The organism is Streptomyces sp. NPDC017993 (assembly GCF_044328065.1).
In the GTDB taxonomy this organism is placed as follows: Bacteria; Actinomycetota; Actinomycetes; order Streptomycetales; family Streptomycetaceae; genus Streptomyces.
The window spans coordinates 1-13,830 of sequence record NZ_JBIRGO010000026.1; the positions used below are offsets into that span (position 1 = coordinate 1).

14 protein-coding genes are annotated in these 13,830 nt (G+C 71.4%); 11 read left to right on the forward strand and 3 right to left on the reverse strand.

What is annotated here, in order from left to right; genetic code table 11:
• Positions 1–431: 431 nt before the first annotated feature.
• On the forward strand, positions 432–713 hold the full coding sequence (locus tag ACH4FH_RS33670; protein ID WP_006605312.1) for an HU family DNA-binding protein: 282 nt from the start codon (positions 432–434) through the stop codon (positions 711–713).
• Between the two features lie 91 nt (positions 714–804).
• On the opposite strand, the gene ACH4FH_RS33675 is transcribed toward ACH4FH_RS33670, so the two are convergent.
• Both ACH4FH_RS33675 and ACH4FH_RS33680 read right to left on the reverse strand, forming a co-directional pair.
• Positions 805–1,476: an HAD family hydrolase gene (locus ACH4FH_RS33675; RefSeq protein WP_398559747.1), complete on the reverse strand. Its 672-nt coding sequence runs from the start codon at positions 1,474–1,476 to the stop codon at positions 805–807.
• Between the two features lie 70 nt (positions 1,477–1,546).
• Positions 1,547–2,287 (reverse strand): GntR family transcriptional regulator, encoded by a 741-nt coding sequence (locus tag ACH4FH_RS33680; protein WP_398559748.1) that lies wholly within the window; start codon positions 2,285–2,287, stop codon positions 1,547–1,549.
• A 354-nt stretch (positions 2,288–2,641) separates the two neighbouring features.
• Between ACH4FH_RS33680 and ACH4FH_RS33685 the strand changes: the two genes are divergently transcribed.
• The 4 genes from ACH4FH_RS33685 to ACH4FH_RS33700 are packed head-to-tail and all read left to right on the forward strand — an operon-like array spanning position 2,642 to position 6,724.
• On the forward strand, positions 2,642–3,751 hold the full coding sequence (locus tag ACH4FH_RS33685) for an extracellular solute-binding protein (RefSeq protein ID WP_398559749.1): 1,110 nt from the start codon (positions 2,642–2,644) through the stop codon (positions 3,749–3,751).
• A gap of 53 nt (positions 3,752–3,804) precedes the next feature.
• Complete coding sequence (locus tag ACH4FH_RS33690; RefSeq protein WP_398559750.1) at positions 3,805–4,719, forward strand: ABC transporter permease; 915 nt, start codon at positions 3,805–3,807, stop codon at positions 4,717–4,719.
• On the forward strand, positions 4,707–5,612 hold the full coding sequence (locus ACH4FH_RS33695; RefSeq protein ID WP_398559751.1) for an ABC transporter permease: 906 nt from the start codon (positions 4,707–4,709) through the stop codon (positions 5,610–5,612). Before ACH4FH_RS33690 ends, ACH4FH_RS33695 begins: the two co-directional genes overlap by 13 nt.
• The gene (locus ACH4FH_RS33700) at positions 5,609–6,724 is read left to right on the forward strand and encodes an ABC transporter ATP-binding protein (protein ID WP_398559752.1); all 1,116 of its coding nucleotides are present in this window, start codon (positions 5,609–5,611) and stop codon (positions 6,722–6,724) included. The genes ACH4FH_RS33695 and ACH4FH_RS33700 overlap by 4 nt, the downstream gene beginning before the upstream one ends.
• A gap of 70 nt (positions 6,725–6,794) precedes the next feature.
• Here ACH4FH_RS33700 and murA read toward each other — a convergent pair whose 3' ends face one another.
• Complete coding sequence (gene murA / locus ACH4FH_RS33705; protein ID WP_398559753.1) at positions 6,795–8,141, reverse strand: UDP-N-acetylglucosamine 1-carboxyvinyltransferase; 1,347 nt, start codon at positions 8,139–8,141, stop codon at positions 6,795–6,797.
• Between the two features lie 294 nt (positions 8,142–8,435).
• Between murA and ACH4FH_RS33710 the strand changes: the two genes are divergently transcribed.
• The 6 genes from ACH4FH_RS33710 to ACH4FH_RS33735 all read left to right on the forward strand — a co-directional run bounded on the left by ACH4FH_RS33710 (position 8,436) and on the right by ACH4FH_RS33735 (position 13,830).
• A complete protein-coding gene (locus ACH4FH_RS33710) occupies positions 8,436–9,113 on the forward strand; it encodes a YqgE/AlgH family protein (RefSeq protein ID WP_398559754.1) in 678 nt (225 codons plus the stop codon).
• A gap of 128 nt (positions 9,114–9,241) precedes the next feature.
• The gene (locus ACH4FH_RS33715; protein WP_398559755.1) at positions 9,242–9,931 is read left to right on the forward strand and encodes a hypothetical protein; all 690 of its coding nucleotides are present in this window, start codon (positions 9,242–9,244) and stop codon (positions 9,929–9,931) included.
• Between the two features lie 129 nt (positions 9,932–10,060).
• Complete coding sequence (locus tag ACH4FH_RS33720; protein WP_078568732.1) at positions 10,061–10,354, forward strand: DUF3039 domain-containing protein; 294 nt, start codon at positions 10,061–10,063, stop codon at positions 10,352–10,354.
• 391 nt (positions 10,355–10,745) lie between these two features.
• On the forward strand, positions 10,746–12,044 hold the full coding sequence (locus tag ACH4FH_RS33725) for an extracellular solute-binding protein (protein ID WP_398559756.1): 1,299 nt from the start codon (positions 10,746–10,748) through the stop codon (positions 12,042–12,044).
• Positions 12,041–12,958 (forward strand): carbohydrate ABC transporter permease, encoded by a 918-nt coding sequence (locus tag ACH4FH_RS33730; RefSeq protein ID WP_398559757.1) that lies wholly within the window; start codon positions 12,041–12,043, stop codon positions 12,956–12,958. Before ACH4FH_RS33725 ends, ACH4FH_RS33730 begins: the two co-directional genes overlap by 4 nt.
• Positions 12,955–13,830 (forward strand): carbohydrate ABC transporter permease, encoded by an 876-nt coding sequence (locus tag ACH4FH_RS33735; protein WP_398559758.1) that lies wholly within the window; start codon positions 12,955–12,957, stop codon positions 13,828–13,830. The genes ACH4FH_RS33730 and ACH4FH_RS33735 overlap by 4 nt, the downstream gene beginning before the upstream one ends.

Genomic DNA, 13,830 nt, shown 5'->3' on the forward strand with positions numbered 1-13,830 from the left:
GAGGTCAACCCGAACTACATCATCCCCAGCGTCTTCAACGACAAGGTTGCGGGCGCGGTGGCCGGTGCGGTCCGGGAGGCGGCCAAGGCGGCAGGCGAGACTGTGACTGCTGCCACGGCGCTCTGAGTACGGCGCGTCGTATGACATGCCGTCCACAAGGCCCCCATAGGGTGGCTGGCAGTAAACGGCCACACCCCTGCGGGGCCGGCCCGGAGCGGCACGGTGCGAAACGTCACCACTACGAGGCAGTGGCGCTTTTCGTGTGACCCTCCAGGGTGCCGGATTGGCTTTACCGCCGCAGGTGGGGGCAGGATGCGTATTCGGGCGCGAGGGTCTGTCAGCAGACCCGGGTCCGGGGACTGTCCAAGGGCCCTGGCAGCATCGGCTTCGATCTCACGCCTCATTGGCAAGAAGAACACGGGAGTACAAACATGAACCGCAGTGAGCTGGTGGCCGCTCTGGCCGATCGCGCCGAGGTGACCCGCAAGGACGCCGACGCCGTTCTGGCCGCCCTCGCCGAGGTGACCGGCGAGGTCGTCGCCAAGGGCGACGAGAAGGTCACCATCCCCGGCTTCCTGACCTTCGAGCGCACCCACCGTGCCGCTCGCACCGCGCGCAACCCGCAGACCGGCGACCCGATCCAGATCCCGGCCGGCTACAGCGTGAAGGTCTCCGCGGGCTCCAAGCTCAAGGAAGCCGCCAAGGGTAAGTAAGACCCCTCAGCACGGCACGAAAGGGCGGCCATCCCTTCCAGGGATGGCCGCCCTTTCGCATGCCCGGGGGAGGGGCCGGTCCGCGGTGGGGTCAGGCGGCCCGGGTGAACGGGAAGTCGGCCAGGTCGACGTCCTCCAGGGAGGCGACGACCGCTGTACGGGGGCCGGGTGTGATGCCCGGCACGGTCGGAACGGCCAGCAGCCGGCAGCCCGCGGCCAGCGCGGCGGCCGCACCGGTCGGGGTGTCCTCCACGGCGAGGCAGTCCGCGGGGTCGACGCCCAGGCCCTTCGCGGCGGCCAGATAGGGGTCCGGGTGCGGCTTGCCGCGCGGCGCCTCGCCGGAGGTCACGGACAGCGCGAAGCGGTCCGCGCCGAGCGTGCGCAGCACCAGATCGGCGACGTGCCGCTCGGACGCGGTGACCAGAGCGGCCGGCACGCCCAGCGCGCGGGCCCGGTCCAGCAGCCGCAGGGCGCCGGGCTGCACGGTGACCCCGGCGGCCACCCGGGCGGTGAATTCCCGGTCGAGCAGGGCGGTCGTACGGGCGACGCCGATACCGACGCCGTGCTCGCGCACCAGGCGCTCGGCGGCCGCGTCCACCGGGGACCCGGCGAACGCGGTCAGCACCTCCTCGCCGGCGGGGACGCCCTGCTCCCGCAGGAAGGCGGCCACCGTCGCCAGCCACTGGTGCTCGGTGTCGACGAGAGTGCCGTCCATGTCGCACAGCAGGGCTGCGGGGAGCGTGGCGGCGGGCAGAGGGGGCATGCGGGCTCGCTGTTCGCTGGAAGGGGCCGTGAGGGCCCGAGGGGCTGGGGCTGAGGCGGGGTGCGGCCGGTCAATCGGCCGGGGTGCGCGCCAGAGGGTTGGCCTGGGTGGAGTTGCGCACGGTGAAGACCACCGCGCCGGGGCGGTAGCGGTCGTCCGAGGTCTCCACCGGGCGGCCTTCCGCGGTGGTCGTGGTGCGGCGTACGCGCAGCAGCGGGCTGCCCCGTCGCACCCGCAATTCCCGGGCGTCCACGGTGCCGGCCGCGAGGGCGTCGATGTGGTGCTCGCCGTGCGCGAAGACCAGGCCGCAGGATTCCAGGAGCGCCTGCGTGACGGACTCGCAGTCGGGCGGCAGGGTTTCCACCGCGTCCGCGATCCAGGCCGCGTACACGGTGCGCTCCAGCAGTACCGGTTCGCCGTCCAGGGTGCGCAGGCGCAGCACCCGCAGCACCTCCGCGCCCGGCGGGAGTTGCAGCAGCGCCGCCTCCTCGCCGTCCGCGGCGCCCCGGGCGGTTTCCAGGACCTGGCCGCCGGGGGAGTGGCCGCCGGCCCGCGCCCACTGGGCGAAGCTGCGCAGTTCGGTGAAGCTCTGGCTGGGCGCCGTGCTGAGCACGATGTGCCGGGCGCCCTGGCGGGAGCCGATCAGGCCCTCGGCGAGCAGAGCGGCGAGGGCCTGGCGGACCGTGCCCCGTGAGACGCCGTGCGCGGCGGCCAGTTCGCTCTCCGACGGCAGGGTGCTGCCCACGGGGTGGGCGCCGTCGGTGATGGCACGCCGCAGGGTCTCGGCGATCTGCTGGTGGCGTCGGGTCAACAGGGCTCCTCGCGGCCTGGTGCTGAAGGCCTTCCGGGCGTTTTCCGGGGCCTGCGGGCGATCATCCCACCTGCGCACAGTAGCGCGCATCCCGACAGGGGTGGAGTATGCGTCTTACCGTCTGGCGGGACTCTAAACCTATTCTTTCATAACGCTTATGACCTGCGGTTTTATTGCCCCCAGGGCTTTGTTTGGGGGTTGCCTTGCTGTTAGCTTGCCGAGGCTTACTGACTAGCGGCTTGTCCATACAGGTTGGCGGCCGAAGACCCAGGAGTACCCATCGTGCTGTGTCATCCCGGAGGGCGACCCCCGGACCCCCGGCCGAAGAAACCGACCTCGACGAGGCGCCGGACCGTGACCGCGGTGGCGGTCGCCCTGGCCGCCGCCACCGCCGCCGGCTGCGGCTATGCCCCGGCGGCCGTCACCGGCAAGGCCGCGAACGCCCGTTCGGCGGCAGCTCTCGGCGGGATGGACGCGCTGGTCAAGGCCGCGAAGAAGGAGGGCAGGCTCAACGTCTACGCGCTGGCCCCCGACTGGGCGAACTACGGCGAGATGATCAAGACCTTCGAAAAGAAGTACGGCATCGAGGTCCACAACGAGAACCCCGGCGGCACCAGCCAGCTCGCCCTGGGCGCCGCCGACAAGCGCCGCGGCCAGGACCGGGCCGTCGACGCCCTGGACCTGGGCACCGCCTTCATGCGCAACGCCCGCGGCAAGCGGCTGCTCGCGCCGTACAAGGTGCGTGGCTGGCAGGACATTCCCCGCACGCAGAAGCAGGCCGACGGCTCGTACCTCAACAACTACGGCGGCTACATCTCGATCGGCTGCGACGCCAAGGCCGTCGAGAAGTGCCCGCGCACCTTCGCCGAACTGCTGGAGCCCCGCTACCGGAACAAGGTCGCGCTCAACGGCAACCCCGCGGAGTCCTCCTCGGCCTTCTCCGCGGTCTTCGCCGCCGCACTCGCCAACGGCGGCTCCTTCGACGACGTCGGGCCCGGCCTGGACTTCTTCAAGAAGCTCAAGAAGCGCGGCAACTTCGTGCCCGTCCAGTCCTCGCCCGCCACCATCCGCAAGGGCGAGACCCCGATCTCCATCGACTGGGACTACCTCAACCTCGGCTACAGCAAGGAACTCAAGGCCAAGGGCGTCGACTGGAAAGTCACGGTGCCCTCGGACGGCGCCTACGCGCAGTACTACAACCAGGGCGTCAACGCGTACGCGCCGCACCCCGCGGCCGCCCGGCTCTGGCTCGAATTCCTCTACAGCCCCACCGGCCAGAACATCTGGCTCAAGGGTTACTCCCGGCCCGCCCTCCTCGACGAGATGACGAAGGACGGCACCGCCGACGCACCGGCCGCCGCCCGCCTCCCCAAGGTCCACGGCACCCCCGAATTCCCCACCGGGGAACAGGAGGACGCCGCGAAGGTGGCCATCAACGAGGGCTGGGGCAAGGCCGTCGGCTGACCCGTGATCCGCCCCTCGCCCCTGCTTCCCGCCCTCTGGAGAAACCTCCGCGTATGAGTGACCGAACCCCCACCCCGAGCGCCGGCGGCGAGGCGGCGCCCGCCCCGGCCGCCCGCCGACCACCCCGGGCAGGCGGGCACGCCTGGCCCGCCGTCGTCCCCTTCTTCGCCTTCCTCGCCCTCTGCTTCGGGCTGCCGGCCGGCGCCATGGTCCACGGCGCGTTCACCGCCACCGACCCGGCCACCGGCGCGAGCCACGCCACCCTCGACAACGTCCGCCAGTCGCTCAAGGGCATCTACGCCACCGGCCTCGGCGGCAGCGTCCAGCTCTCCTTGCTGTGCGCGCTGCTGGCCACCGTCCTCGGCACGCTCATCGCGCAGGCCGTGATCTCCTCGCGGCGGCCCGTCCTACGCCGGGCCGTGGTGGCCGCCTCCGGAGTGCTCGCCAACTTCAGCGGCGCCCCGCTCGCCTTCGCCTTCGTCGCGACGCTCGGCACCACCGGCACCCTCACCCGGCTCATGTCGCTGGACGCCACCGGCTTCAGCCTCTACACCACCGCCGGACTGGTGCTGGCCTACCTCTACTTCATGATTCCCCTGATGGTGGTGACGGTGCTGCCCGCCCTCGACGGACTGCGCACCCAGTGGCAGGAGGCCGCCGCGTCCTGCGGCGCCACCCGCGGCCAGTTCTGGCGGCACATCGGCATCCCGGTGCTCACCCCCTCGCTGCTCGGCGGGGCGGTCCTGCTCTTCGGCACCGCCTTCGCCTCGCACGCCACCGCCGCCGTCATGGTCGGCAGTTCGGTGCCCCTGATCACCGTGCAGATCTCCAACGCCCTGGCCGGCAACGTGCTGGTCGGCCAGGAGAACCTCGCCCTCGCCATGAGCCTGAACATGGTCGTCATCGCGCTGCTGGTGATGGCCGTACAGATACCGCTGCAGCGCAGGAGCGCCCGATGGCTGGGATGACGACCGCCGCGCAGGCGCCCGTGGCACCGCCCGAGGAGACGGCACCGGGCGAGCGCGCCCCGGCCCGCCGCGGCCGCCGCCCCTACGGACGCCTCGCCGTCCTTCTCCTCGCCCTGCTCTACTTCGCCGTCCCGGTCGCCGCCTCCCTCTGGTTCACCGTCGACGACCCCACCAAGGGCTTCTCGCTCGGCGTCTACACCGACCACCTGGTCTCCGGCGACATGCTGGGCAGCCTGCTGCTCTCTCTCGAACTGGGGCTCGCCACCGTGGCGTTGGGCCTGCTGCTGGTCGTCCCCACCATGGTGGTGATCCATCTGCGGCTGCCGCGACTGCGCCCGGTCGTCGAGATCCTGTGCATGACGCCGTTGGTCGTCCCGCCGATCGCGCTGGTCGCCGGCGTCAACACGGTCCTGTCCTGGGCGCCCGACCTGGCGAGGACGCCCTTCTACCAGACCCTGATGGTCCTCCAGGACGAGAACTTCCCGCTGGTCCTGGTCCTGCTCTACACCGTCATGTCGCTGCCGTTCCTCTACCGGTCGCTGGACGCGGGACTGCGCGCCATCGACCTCAAGACGCTGGTGGAGGCATCCCGCAGCCTGGGCGCCGGCCGGCTCACCACCCTCGCCCGGGTCGTCGTGCCCAACCTGCGGTCCGCCGTCGTCGGCGGCGCCGTACTGGGCCTGGCGATGGTCCTGGGCGAGTACACCGTCGCCTCCGTGCTCGGCTACCGGCCGTTCGCCGTCTGGATGGTCGAGGTCGGCGACGCGGACGCGGAACTCGCCGGCGCCGCCGCGATGTTGAGCCTCTTCATCACGTGGGGCCTGCTGCTCCTGCTCACCACCTTGGCGGGCGGCCGGCGCGGCCGCACGCGCAAGCAAAGGAAGACGTCATGAGTGTGTCCGTAGAGAGTGTGACCCCGGCGAGCGCCCCGGCGGCGGGCGTACCCGTCCAGCTCAAGGGACTGCGCCGCCGGTTCGGCGCCACCACCGCGCTGGACGGCCTGGACCTGGACATCGCCCCCGGCGAGCTGGTCGCCCTGCTCGGCCCCTCCGGTTGCGGCAAGACCACCGCGCTGCGCATCATCGCGGGCTTCGAGACCGCCGACAGCGGCGCGCTGACCATGGACGGCAAGGACGTCACCCGGATCGCCGCGCACCGCCGCGACATCGGCATGGTCTTCCAGTCCTACAGTCTCTTCCCGAACATGACCGCCGCCCAGAACGTCGGCTACGGCCTGCGGGTCCGAAAGGCCCCCGCCGCGGAACGGGACGCGCGGGCGGCCGAGTTGCTGGAACTGGTCGGCCTGCCCGGCCGCGAGGGCCACTACCCGCACCAGCTCTCCGGCGGCCAGCAGCAGCGCGTGGCGCTCGCCCGCGCGCTGGCCGCCCGCCCGCGGGTCCTGCTGCTCGACGAGCCGCTGTCCGCGCTCGACGCCAAGGTGCGACTCACCCTCCGTGAGGAGATCCGCCGCATCCAGCTCGAACTCGGCATCACCACCGTCTTCGTCACCCACGACCAGGAGGAGGCGCTGTCCATGGCGGACCGCGTCGCGGTGATGAACAACGGACGGCTCGAACAGTGCGCCGCCCCCGCGGAGTTGTACGAGCGGCCGGCCACGCCGTTCGTCGCGGAGTTCGTCGGGACCATGAACCGGCTGCCGGGCACGCTGCGCGCGGGCGCGACGGTCGAGCTGTTCGGCCGCCGCCTGCCGGTCCACGGGACCGTGCCGGACGCGTGCGCCGAGGGCGGCGAGGTCGACGTGCTGGTGCGGCCCGAGGGCCTCGCCGTCGCCGCCGGTACGGTCGCGGGCGCGCAGGGGGCGCCCGCGACCGTACGGGTGGCGACCTTCCTCGGCGCCACCACCCGCCTGCACCTGACCACCGCGGCCGGGCTCCGGATCAAGGCCGACCTGCCCAGCTGGGAGGCCGGTGACCTGACGGCGGGCACGCCCTGCACGCTCACCCCGCACGACAACCCGGTGCTGGTGGCCGAGCGGGCCGGCTGACGAAGCACGAAGGGCGGCCACCCGGACCGGGTGGCCGCCCTTCGGCGTGTCGTGCGGCGGGCGCGGCAGGTCAGTCGCTCAGCGCGCCGTTCGGCAGCTCGACGTGCGCACCGAGGCTGACGAGCTTCTCCATGAAGTTCTCGTAGCCGCGGTTGATCAGGTCGATGCCGTGCACCCGGGAGGTGCCCTGCGCGGCCAGCGCCGCGATCAGGTACGAGAAGCCGCCGCGCAGGTCGGGGATGACCAGGTCGGAGCCCTGGAGCTTGGTGGGCCCTGAGACGACCGCGGAGTGCAGGAAGTTGCGCTGGCCGAAGCGGCAGGCGGAGCCGCCCAGGCACTCGCGGTAGAGCTGGATGTGCGCGCCCATCTGGTTCAGCGCGGAGGTGAAGCCGAGCCGGGACTCGTACACCGTCTCGTGCACGATGGACAGGCCCGAGGCCTGGGTCAGCGCGACGACCAGCGGCTGCTGCCAGTCGGTCTGGAAGCCGGGGTGGACGTCGGTCTCCAGGGCGATGGCGTTGAGCGAGCCGCCCGGATGCCAGAAGCGGATGCCCTCGTCGTCGATCTCGAAGGCGCCGCCGACCCTGCGGAAGGTGTTCAGGAAGGTCATCATCGACCGCTGCTGGGCGCCGCGGACGTAGATGTTGCCCTCGGTGGCCAGCGCGGCGGACGCCCAGGAGGCGGCCTCCAGGCGGTCCGGGAGGGCGCGGTGGTTGTAGCCGTCGAGCTTGTCGACACCGGTGATCCGGATGGTCCGGTCGGTGTCCATGGAGATGATCGCGCCCATCTTCTGCAGTACGCAGATGAGGTCCTCGATCTCCGGCTCCACGGCGGCGTTCGACAGCTCGGTGACGCCCTCCGCCAGGACGGCCGTCAGCAGCACCTGCTCGGTCGAGCCGACCGACGGGTACGGCAGCCGGATCTTGGTGCCGCGCAGCCGCTGCGGGGCCTCCAGGTACTGACCGTCGGCGCGCTTCTCGATCGTCGCGCCGAACTGGCGGAGCACGTCGAAGTGGAAGTCGACCGGCCGGCCGCCGATGTCGCAGCCGCCCAGGCCCGGGATGAAGGCGTGGCCCAGCCGGTGCAGCAGGGGGCCGCAGAAGAGGATCGGGATCCGTGAGGAGCCGGCGTGCGCGTCGATGTCGGCGACGTTCGCGCTCTCCACGTGCGACGGGTCGAGGATCAGCTCGCCCGGATCGTCGCCCGGGCGCACCGTGACGCCGTGCAGCTGCAGCAGCCCGCGTACGACGCGGACGTCGCGGATGTCGGGCACGTTGCGCAGCCGGCTGGGACCGCTGCCCAGGAGGGCGGCGACCATGGCCTTGGGCACAAGGTTCTTCGCACCGCGAACCCGGATCTCGCCGTCGAGCGGGGTGCCGCCGTGGACAAGCAGTACGTCGTCAGTAGAGACGGTCATGGATCTCGCGTTCCTGGAGACGGGCAGGGCCAATGAGAAATGGTAAGGGCGCCGGAGGGCGTCTCCGTAGAGGTGTGCGTGCTTCAGGCATGTAATGGCTTTGTCACAACACGCTCCGCTACGATCAGGCTTTGATCCGTAATCGCCATTTGGCTGAAAATGCATTAATTGTCTTGAATGTGCAGCCCGGGTGTGTCACGTGCGCCGGTACTGCCGCCGTACGCCCTGCCCTGCACTCGCACGGGTCCGCCCGTTGACTCCCCGCTCCGGCCCGATGTGCGGGATCATGTGGCCATGACCGAGGTGTCCTCGCTCACAGGCCGGCTGCTCGTCGCCACGCCCGCGCTCGCCGACCCGAACTTCGACCGCGCGGTGGTGCTCCTCCTCGATCACGACGAGGAAGGCTCCCTCGGCGTGGTCCTCAACCGCCCGACGCCGGTCGGCGTCGGGGACATCCTCGCGCCCTGGGCCGCGCTGGCCGGCGAGCCGGGCGTCGTCTTCCAGGGTGGACCGGTCTCGCTGGACTCCGCGCTCGGGGTGGCGGTGGTCCCCGGCGGGCTGCCCAAGGAGGGCGGCGTGCCGCCCGTGGAGAGCGGCGCGCTGCCCGGCGGGGCCGACGCGGAGGTGGCCGGCGCCACTCCGAGCGCGGACGCGGCGGAGAGCGTGCCGCCCGGCGACGAGCCGCTGGGCTGGCGGCGGGTGCACGGCGCGATCGGGCTGGTCGATCTGGAGGCGCCTCCCGAACTGCTCGCCGCGGTGCTCGGCAGCCTGCGGATCTTCGCCGGGTACGCGGGCTGGGGTCCCGGCCAGCTGGAGGAGGAGCTGGTCGAGGGCGCGTGGTACGTCGTCGAGTCCGAGCCGGGCGACGTCTCCTCGCCCGCCCCGGAAGGGCTGTGGCGGGCGGTACTGCGGCGACAGCGCAACGAGCTCGCCATGGTCGCCACGTACCCGGACGACCCCTCGCTGAACTGACCCTCCCCGCGGGCAGCTTGTTACGGCTTCATCATGGGGAATTGTCAGTCCCCGTCGCTAGGGTTCGAGAGTCAGGGGAGGTGCGCGGACGCGACGGCGGGCCCGCGCGGGACGAAACGGGGAGCCTCATGCACAGGCCGGGTGTGCCCGAGGATCTGGACCATCCGCGTCTGCTGTGGGCGCGGGCCGCGACGCTGGCCGTCGTATCGGCCGCCATGGACGACCGGGACGAGTTCACCTGGGGCCCGGCCGGGCTCCAGTGCTGGAACGGCGGCGGCAGCTACTGGTGGCGCCTGCGGCTGTTCGAGGACGGCCGTGCGCTGCTGTGTGGCCAGGACTCCGACGGCAGCTACACCCACAGCAGGGGCCGGCAGATCGATTTCCTGGCCTGCGGGCCCGACTGGCTGCCCTGGAAGCAGCTGCGCCACGAGGCCGAGGGCAATCTCTTCGGCTTCGTCTACTGGTGGCAGGACGGCGCCTGGGGCCGTGCGCCCTACCCCGCGACGATGATCGACGACGGCCTGGAGATGGCCGTGAGCTGGGCCGGCACCGGCGATGCCGCGATCGAGCGGGTCGTCGACGATCTCGTGGCGTGGACGGAGGCGGACGTCGAGCCCATCGAGGCCGTCAGGGCCGTCCGGGCCTTCCTCGCCGCCGCCGAGACCTGCTCGGTCGGTGCCGCGGAGATCGCCGCGCTCCTGGACACGGTCGCCGACCGGGACTCCTGGTACGAGGTCCGCCCGCAGGCCGCGCTGGCCTTCGCCGCCGAGCTGGGGCTGACCGCCGGCGACCGGGGCGCCATGCCCGTCGCGTCCTGACGGCGGCGGGCGAGGGGCGGGCCGCGGACGGCGGTCGGGTGCGGTGCGTCGGCGGCCGGGGAGCGGGCCCGTGGACAGCGGCGGGCCGAGGCTCCCCGGTTTCGGCGCGCGTGAGTACCCTTGGCAGTTATGAGCACTGTTGAGCCCGAGCGCGGGGCAGGTACGGGGACCCTCGTAGAGCCGACGCCGCAGGTGTCGCACGGCGACGGCGACCACGAGCGCTTCGCCCACTACGTCCAGAAGGACAAGATCATGGCGAGTGCGCTCGACGGCACTCCCGTCGTCGCACTGTGCGGCAAGGTCTGGGTCCCGGGGCGCGACCCCAAGAAGTACCCGGTCTGTCCCATGTGCAAGGAGATCTTCGAGTCCATGGGCGCCGGTGGCGACAAGGACAAGGGCGGTAAGGACGGCGGCAAGAAGTAGCCGTAGCCGGCCGCCGAGCACGAGTGCACCAACGGCTCGACGCAGCTGATGGCTGCGCGGGCCACCTCCCCCCCCGCGGGCACGGGCCCGGGTCCTCATGGACCCGGGCCCTTCGTCGTTCCCGCCGCGGTCCGTGTTCCCGTCCGTGCCCCCGTCGCGTCCGTGCGTGGCTCCGCCGTCGCCCCATCGGGCGATTTCCGCCCGAATACGTACCCCTGATGGGGTGTCGTCCGGCCGCCCGCCACCCTCCGCGCGGAGCCGATGGTCACGGAGTGGTTGAGACCACTGAGGAGCCCTTGTGAGGCCCTGCCGCCGCGCTTAATCTTCCGGCAATTGCTCAGCGCGAAACGCTCGTTGCGCATGTTGCAACCATGCCTCGGAGGGTCCTTCCATGCAGCTCCCTGCCCGCATCGCCGCCGCCACCGCGTCCGTTGTCCTCGCCTCCCTGACCGCCACCGCCTGCGCGCCGTCCACCGCCGACACCGGCGCCAAGGGGGACGCGAAGACCGGCACGCTGCGGGTCTGGCTCTTCCAGGAGGTCAACAACGCCCCCAAGGAGCGGGCGGTGCGGCAGGCGGTGTCGGCGTTCACGGCCGGCCACGAGGGCGTCGAGGTCGATGTCGACTACATACCCGTCGACACCCGCGCGCAGCGGATCAAGGCCGCCTTCAACGACCCCGACAGCGCGCCCGATGTGATCGAGTACGGCAACACCGACACCGCCGGGTACGTCAAGGACGGCGGACTGGCCGACATCACCCGGGAGTTCGGCGCCTGGCCGGAGGCCGAGGACACCGACGCCACGGCCAAGCAGTCGGTGACCGTGGACGGGAAGGTCTACGGGGCGCCGCTGTTCGTCGGCGTCCGCGCGCTGTACTACCGCACCGATGTGTTCAAGGACCTCGGCATCGGCGTCCCCACCACGCAGGCCGAGGTCGTCGCCGCCGCCAAGAAGATCCGCAAGGAGCGTCCGGAGCTCTACGGCCTCGCGGTGGGCGGCGCGTACACCTACGGCGCGCTGCCATTCCTCTGGGCGGCCGGCGGTGAACTCGCCACCGACAAGGGCGGCACCTACACCGCCGCCCTCGACAGCGCCGCGGCCAAGAAGGGCATCGCCGCCTACACCGGGCTGTTCGGCGACGACAACTGCCCGGCCGCCAAGTGCGCCGACATGGGCGGCAACGACACCGTCACCGCCTTCGCCTCGGGCAAGGCCGCCATGGCCATCGGCGGCGACTTCAACCACCAGGCCGTCGAGGACAGCAAGGTCAAGGGCAAGTACGCCGTGGTGCCGCTGCCGGGCCTCACCAAGGGCCGCATCGCCCCGGCGTTCGCGGGCGGCAACAACATCGGCGTCCTCAACAGCAGCGGCCACCGCACCCTCGCCGTCGGCCTGATGAAGGAACTGGCGGGCAAGAAGACCCAGCGGCGGCTGTTCGACGCGATGGGCTTCCTGCCGACGTACCGCGACGTGCGCGCCGAGGCCGCGCGGCGCAAGCCCTACGTCGCCCCCTTCGTCAAGACCCTCGACGCCGGCGCCAAGTTCGTCCCCGCCGCGCCCGGCTGGGGCGAGATCGACTCCTCGCTGGTGCTGCCGACGATGTTCCAGGAGATCGTCAGCGGCCGGAAGGACGTGGACGCCGCCGCCGACGCGGCCGCCCGCAAGATGGACGAGGCCTTCCGGAAGTGAGCACCGCACGCACGGGCAGCCGTCGCGACGGCTGGACACCCTGGCTGTATCTCGCCCCCGCCCTGGTCGTCCTCGGCGGCCTGCTGGTGTACCCCGTCTACCAACTCGGCCTGATCTCCTTCCTCGAATACACCCAGGCCCAGGTCACCGGCGGCGAGCCGACCACCTTCCAGGGCCTGGGGAACTACGCGGAGCTGTTCGGCGACGGCGAGTTCTGGCGGGTGCTGCTGGCGACCGTGCTGTTCGCCGCGGCCTGCGTGCTCTCCACCGTCACGCTGGGCTGCGCGCTCGCCGTGCTGCTCACCCGCATCCGCGCGCTGCCCCGGCTCGCGCTGATGCTCGCCGGGCTCGGCGCCTGGGCGACCCCCGCCATCACCGGCTCCACCGTCTTCGTGTTCCTCTTCGACCCCGACTTCGGGCCGGTGAACAAGGTCCTGGTGGCGCTGGGCCTGACCGGCTTCGAGGACTACTCCTGGACCTACGACCGCTACAGCGCCTTCGCCCTGGTCCTGCTCGAAGTCATCTGGTGCTCCTTCCCGTTCGTGATGGTGACCGTCTACGCCGCCATCCGCGCCGTACCGGGGGAAGTGCTGGAAGCCGCGGCGCTCGACGGCGCCTCGCAGTGGCGGATCTGGCGCAGCGTGCTCGCCCCGATGCTGCGGCCGATTCTCGTCGTCGTCACCATCCAGTCGGTGATCTGGGACTTCAAGGTCTTCACCCAGATCTACGTCATGACCAACGGCGGCGGCATCGCGAGAGCGAACCTCGTGCTGAACGTCTACGCCTACCAGAAGGCGTTCGCGTCCTCGCAGTACAGCCTCGGCTCGGCCATCGGCGTCGTGATGCTGCTGATTCTGCTCGCCGTCACGCTCGGCTATCTGCGGCTGATACGCCGCCAGGGGGAGGAACTGTGAGCCGTCCGCGAACCCTGGCCGGCCGCCGGCCGCGCCGGCCCTGGCGGTTGGCCGCGGAGGGCGGCGCGCTGCTCATCGCCGCGGCCGTCGCCTTCCCCCTCTACTGGATGGTGCTCTCCGCCTTCAAGCCGGCCGGCGAGGTGCAGTCCACGGCGCCGCGGCCCTGGACCCTGCAACCGTCCCTGGACGCCTTCCGGCGGGTCTTCCAACAGCAGGATTTCGGCCGCTACTTCCTCAACAGCCTGTTCGTCGCCGGTGTCGTGGTCGTCGCGTCGGCGCTGATCGCGTTCCTCGCCGCCACCGCCGTCACCCGGTTCCGCTTCCGGTTCCGCACGACCCTGCTGATCATGTTCCTGATCGCACAGATGGTGCCCGTCGAAGCGCTCACCATCCCGCTGTTCTTCCTGCTGCGGGACGCCGGCCACGTCGTCCCCGGCATCGGCCTGAACACCCTCGGCTCACTGATCCTGCCGCACCTCGCCTTCTCCCTCCCCTTCGCGATCTGGATGCTGCGCGGCTTCGTCCGGGCAGTCCCGGAGGCCCTGGAGGAGGCCGCCTGCCTGGACGGCGCGAGCCGCACCCGCTTCCTGTGGCAGATCCTCTTCCCGCTCGTCCTCCCCGGCCTCGTCGCGACCAGCGTCTTCTCCTTCATCTCCACCTGGAACGACTTCCTGTTCGCGAAGTCCTTCATCATCAGCGCCACCGAGAACTCCACCCTCCCCATGGCGCTGCTGGTCTTCTTCAAACCGGATGAGAACGACTGGGGCGGGATCATGGCCGCCTCGACCGTGATGACCCTCCCCGTGCTGATCTTCTTCGTACTCGTACAGCGCCGGCTGGTTTCGGGCCTCGGCGGCGCGGTGAAGGACTGA